The organism is Pseudoalteromonas sp. SG44-17 (assembly GCF_014164235.1).
In the GTDB taxonomy this organism is placed as follows: Bacteria; Pseudomonadota; Gammaproteobacteria; order Enterobacterales; family Alteromonadaceae; genus Pseudoalteromonas; species Pseudoalteromonas rhizosphaerae.
In genome coordinates, this window is record NZ_JACJEV010000069.1 from 1 (window position 1) to 4,515 (window position 4,515).

Annotated in this window: 2 protein-coding genes; both read left to right on the forward strand. The window is 39.9% G+C overall.

Annotation, left to right across the window (positions count from 1 at the left end; all coding sequences use genetic code 11):
• The first annotated feature begins 70 nt into the window (after positions 1-70).
• Positions 71-2,227, forward strand: coding sequence for a YjbH domain-containing protein (locus tag H5182_RS21810; RefSeq protein ID WP_182760636.1), 2,157 nt, complete (start codon positions 71-73; stop codon positions 2,225-2,227).
• Between the two features lie 239 nt (positions 2,228-2,466).
• Positions 2,467-4,059 (forward strand): hypothetical protein, encoded by a 1,593-nt coding sequence (locus H5182_RS21815; protein ID WP_182760637.1) that lies wholly within the window; start codon positions 2,467-2,469, stop codon positions 4,057-4,059.
• The last annotated feature ends 456 nt before the right edge of the window (positions 4,060-4,515 follow it).

Sequence of the window (4,515 nt, forward strand, 5' to 3'; positions counted from 1 at the left end):
CCTAGAACCTAGAACCTAGAACCTAGGAATTGATGGATTTAATAATACTAACTCGGACTCGGATCACACCATGCCTAAATTGAATATGTTGTTTTTAAGCTGTGCAGCTGCATTGAGCTTACCTGTTGCCGCTGATGAGGTAAAACACTTCCAGTCTTTTGCAGGCTATACCGGCTTAATTAACACTCCTAATGCTGAAGTAATGGATTCTGGCGTGGTTGATTTTGGTTATAACAATCAGCTTGATTTTCGGGGCCAGAGGTACATGGATGGCCATAATTTTATAGTCTCCGCTGGCTTATTTGAAGGCCTTGAAGTTAGTGGCCAAGTTGCATCTAACTCTATGCACGATAATTTATTTTATTCGGAGGGCAGAGGCCAAACTCGTGATTTATCTTTTAATGCTAAATACCAAATACCTTACATACCAAAAGACTGGTTGAGTGTTGCTATTGGTATGAAGGATATGGGGGGCGCGGCAAATAACTATAAAACAATTTATGCGGTTGCCTCAAAAGAGCTGTGGGATTTTAGATTTAGTGCGGGTGTTGGCGCAAGCGATCGTAAAACGGGGCAGATGGATGGGGCTTTTGCTGGTATTGAATGGCAACCGTTTAAGTGGTTTAGTGTACTCACCGAATACGACTCTGAGGCTGTTAATGCCGCTGCGCGACTAACTATTCCTAAAGAATGGTTATATGATATTGGTGAAATCACCTTAACCAGCCGTTTTTATAGTAATACTGAATTATCTGAAGATACCAGTAATTATTGGGGTATCAACTTTACTTTACCACTAAGTAACGAGTTAGGTTACCAACAGCCAGTTAAAGCTGCACCAGATGTACAAAATAATACTGCTAATGTACCTGTTGCGACTAAAGGCGCGGCATCTATAAACCCTGATGCTGTAAAAATACAAACGCCAAATGACTACACTTTACCTACCGTTAAGCCAGAAGCGCGTACTACTGCAAAGATTACAAATAATACAGAGCAACAAGCTGAATTAAGTCAGTTGAATTCTCAGTCTGTTAACTTGAAGCTAGCATTGGTGGAAGATGGTTTTGAAAATGTGAGTGTTGCTTTTAACAAGAATAATCAGTTGTTTGTTAAATTTGAAAACTCAATTTTTAACCGTAACGATATTGATGCATTAGGATTGGTATTAGGGCGTGTTGCTGAGTTAATAACACTTGAGGGTGTTGAATTTAGCGTGCAACTTAATAAATATGATTTAGCATTACTTAATGTTGTTGGTACCGTTGATAATTACAAAGAATTTATTACTAACAATATTTCGCCTGATTTATTAATTACCCAAGGGGCTGCTCTTGAGCCAAATGGTTTGGTTTGGGTGGGAACTACAGATACTAGTTCGCCATACTTTAAACCGCGTTTAACAATAGCGCCAACCATAAGCAATACCTATGCAACTGAGCTTGGAGTATTTGATTACTCAGCCGCCATTAGAGCCGATTTAGAGGTGCCTTTATGGCAAGGCGGCGGCATTATTTTAGGTGGCCAAGTAAATGTTGCGAATAGTGATGATTACGCTGAAAATAAGCCGTTTAAAAACTACCGTAAAGAAACCCAGTTTGATCGCGCTTTGTTCTATCAAACTTTTGAACTACCGTTTGGTTTTTACAACCAAACCCAAGTTGGCTATATCAAAGATTTTTATGACTACCGCGGTATTAGTAATGAAACAGCTTGGCTAAGTGATGCTGGTAGGCATAAAGTGAGCTTTAAATTTGGCTCTTTTCAGTACCAGGATTATCGCGGCAGCCGCAGTTACCAAATGTTTAATTATCAATATAATTGGGTAGAGCAAGATATTACTTTACATGCCCAAGCTGGTGATTTTTGGTATGAAGATAGTGGTTACAAGCTAGAATCACGCTTTTGGTTTGGTGATAGCTACTTAGCTGTATTCTTTGAAGACTCAAGTGCGCAAAGAGCCGGTGCTGCGATAAGCATACCGTTATCACCGCGTAAAGATATGTCGGTTACTCGTTTTGGCCAAGTTAAAGGTAATGAGGCTTACCGCCATAATATTGGTACGCAAGTCGGTAAGTCGCATAATCAATTGGTTTTCAATCAGTTATACGCACCAAGTTCAATAGTTGGCTTAGATAAAACATTCTTTAACCAAGGTCGCTTATCGAGTGATTATGTTTATAAACATTTACCAAGGTTAAAAGAAGTGTATTTAAAATATCGGTAACAAATTTTTATTAGACTAACTATTGTACAAATATGTAGTTAGTCTATATTATGTAACGAACTGATTAATTACTATAGAGCGATTAGCTCTATTTTTGACAAAAAGTAAAAAATGTTGTTTTTTTGCTCATTTTTGTTGCGTTATGGCTATACTTTTCTAAAGTAAACGCTAATATTGTAACGAGTATAAAAAACCTTAGTTTATTGATTGTTTATTATAAAGGAATAAAAGGACTCCCTATGTTTACTAACAAAAAATCGCTATTGGCATTGTCTGTAGCTTCTGCATTTGCTCTAACTGGTTGTTTTAGTGATGACGATGGTAATGATTACACACCACCTGGACCAGGGCCTGATCCAGTAGTGGTTGTTCCACCTCAAACACCAGCTGAGCTTAACTTTATAGTTAATGTAGCAGTAGTTAATGGCGACTCAGATGCAATTGCAGATGCAACTGTAAGATTTGTGGAAAATGGCGCGCCATCAACTAACATCGTTGATGTAGATGGCAACGTGGTTCAAACTGCAACAACTACTGAAGATGGTGGCTTTATTGTTACTGTTAAGAGTGGCTCTGAGTTATCAAGTGTGACGGCAGTTGTTTCTGCTGCAGGTTTTATAACTAAATCTTTCAATGTTGACTTATCTAACGAAGACGAACTATCTGTATTACCAGCTCAGTTCCAATTGACCTCAACAGATACTGCTGGCCTTGCAAGCGTTGCAACTGCTTCTACTGATATTAGCGGTTCAACAACAACAGCTGAAGTTAAGGCTGATGCTGCAGTTTCTGGTGCTTCTTTAGCTACTGCAACTCTACCAACTGGCATTACGCTTCAAAATGCTGCAGGCGAAGCTGTAACTGGTGATTCAGTATCATTGAGTGTTGTAGGTACAGATCCAACATCTTCAACCAAATCATCAGTGATCCCTGAAGGTCTAAATGTTGGTAACACAAGCGCAAATGTTTTAGTGCCAGTTTCGGTTGCTGATGTAAACTTATTAGTGGGTGACACTAAAGTTAAGAAGTTTGCTGGTGACACATTAAAAGTAACACTAGCAGCACCTACCGATTTAGCAGCTGGCGAAACGCTTACTGTTAAGTCGTTCGATGATGAAACAGGCCTATGGTCTGCAGATGACTTTGCAGTTACACAAGGTACTGGTACAGTAAGCTTTGAAACAAACCACTTAACGTGGTTTGCTGTTAACCGCAATGCGAATACTTGTACTGACGGCTTTTCTGTAAATGTTACTTCAGGCACTATTCCTGCAGGTGGTTTATATCTATCAGCTTTATCTTCAGATGGATCTGTAGCTAGCTTCATCCGCGGTGGTGCAACTTCAAAGACTGTCGTATCAGCTGCAACAACATTACGCTATGGTATATATGATGGCGCAACTGCTCGAGTTAGACTTTTTGACCGTGAAGGTGGAACATGGTTTGACTCACAAACAGAAGTTGGTGTTTGTGGCAGTGTTGATTTAACTCCTGTAGCACCATTTACTTTAGTTAATAAAGAATTAACTCTTACAGGTGCTTGTTCGAACGATGCTGATGTAGCGGTGAATGTTACTAATTCAACTGTTTCATTTAAACGTGCTGGCAAAGCTGCAAGAGCTGCAATTAAAGATGCGAATGGTAACTTCCAGTTAACTAACCTACGTGAAGGTGAAAACTACGATGTTACTGTTAACTTCCGTGGTTTACCTGTTGAAGGTGCGAACACATTTACAATTGAAGGTGCTAATGCTGACGCATTAACTCAAGCATTCCAGTTTACATGTCCAACATCTACCGGTGGTACTGGTGGTACTGGCGGTAACGGTTAATTTTTGTTAGTTCCTATTAGGGATTAAGCCTAAAAGCCGCATTTATGCGGCTTTTTTCATTTTGGGCTACCTGGCCAATGGGGTATGGGCAGTGGGCTTCGGGGCACGAGCTACGGGCTACAGGCCTAAAACCTAACACTTAAAACCTAAAACCCACCTTTGACCTTTTCGCGGTGGCAAGCCACTCGCCTACACGTAATTAAACATCAGAATACAATTTAACACCGTAGGCGTTAAGCTTGCTGACGCGTATTCATTAACACCTTTATGAATAAATCAATTAAAATCTTTCGCGGCTAAAGCCGGCTCCTACGATAAATTTACCCCCTGTAGGAAATGGCTTTAGCCATGGGTTTTATAAACCGCGCGGCATAAAACCCCGCTTACTCTTAACCCTAACACTGTGCTTGGCTTAATCTCTACCTAACATCTAAAACCTAAAACCTAAAACCTAAC

Bases quoted from the DNA above. Each gene is read 5' to 3' on its own strand.
- H5182_RS21815 (WP_182760637.1), top strand. From the start codon at position 2,467: ATGTTTACTAACAAAAAATCGCTATTGGCATTGTCTGTAGCTTCTGCA.
- H5182_RS21810 (WP_182760636.1), top strand. From the start codon at position 71: ATGCCTAAATTGAATATGTTGTTTTTAAGCTGTGCAGCTGCATTGAGC.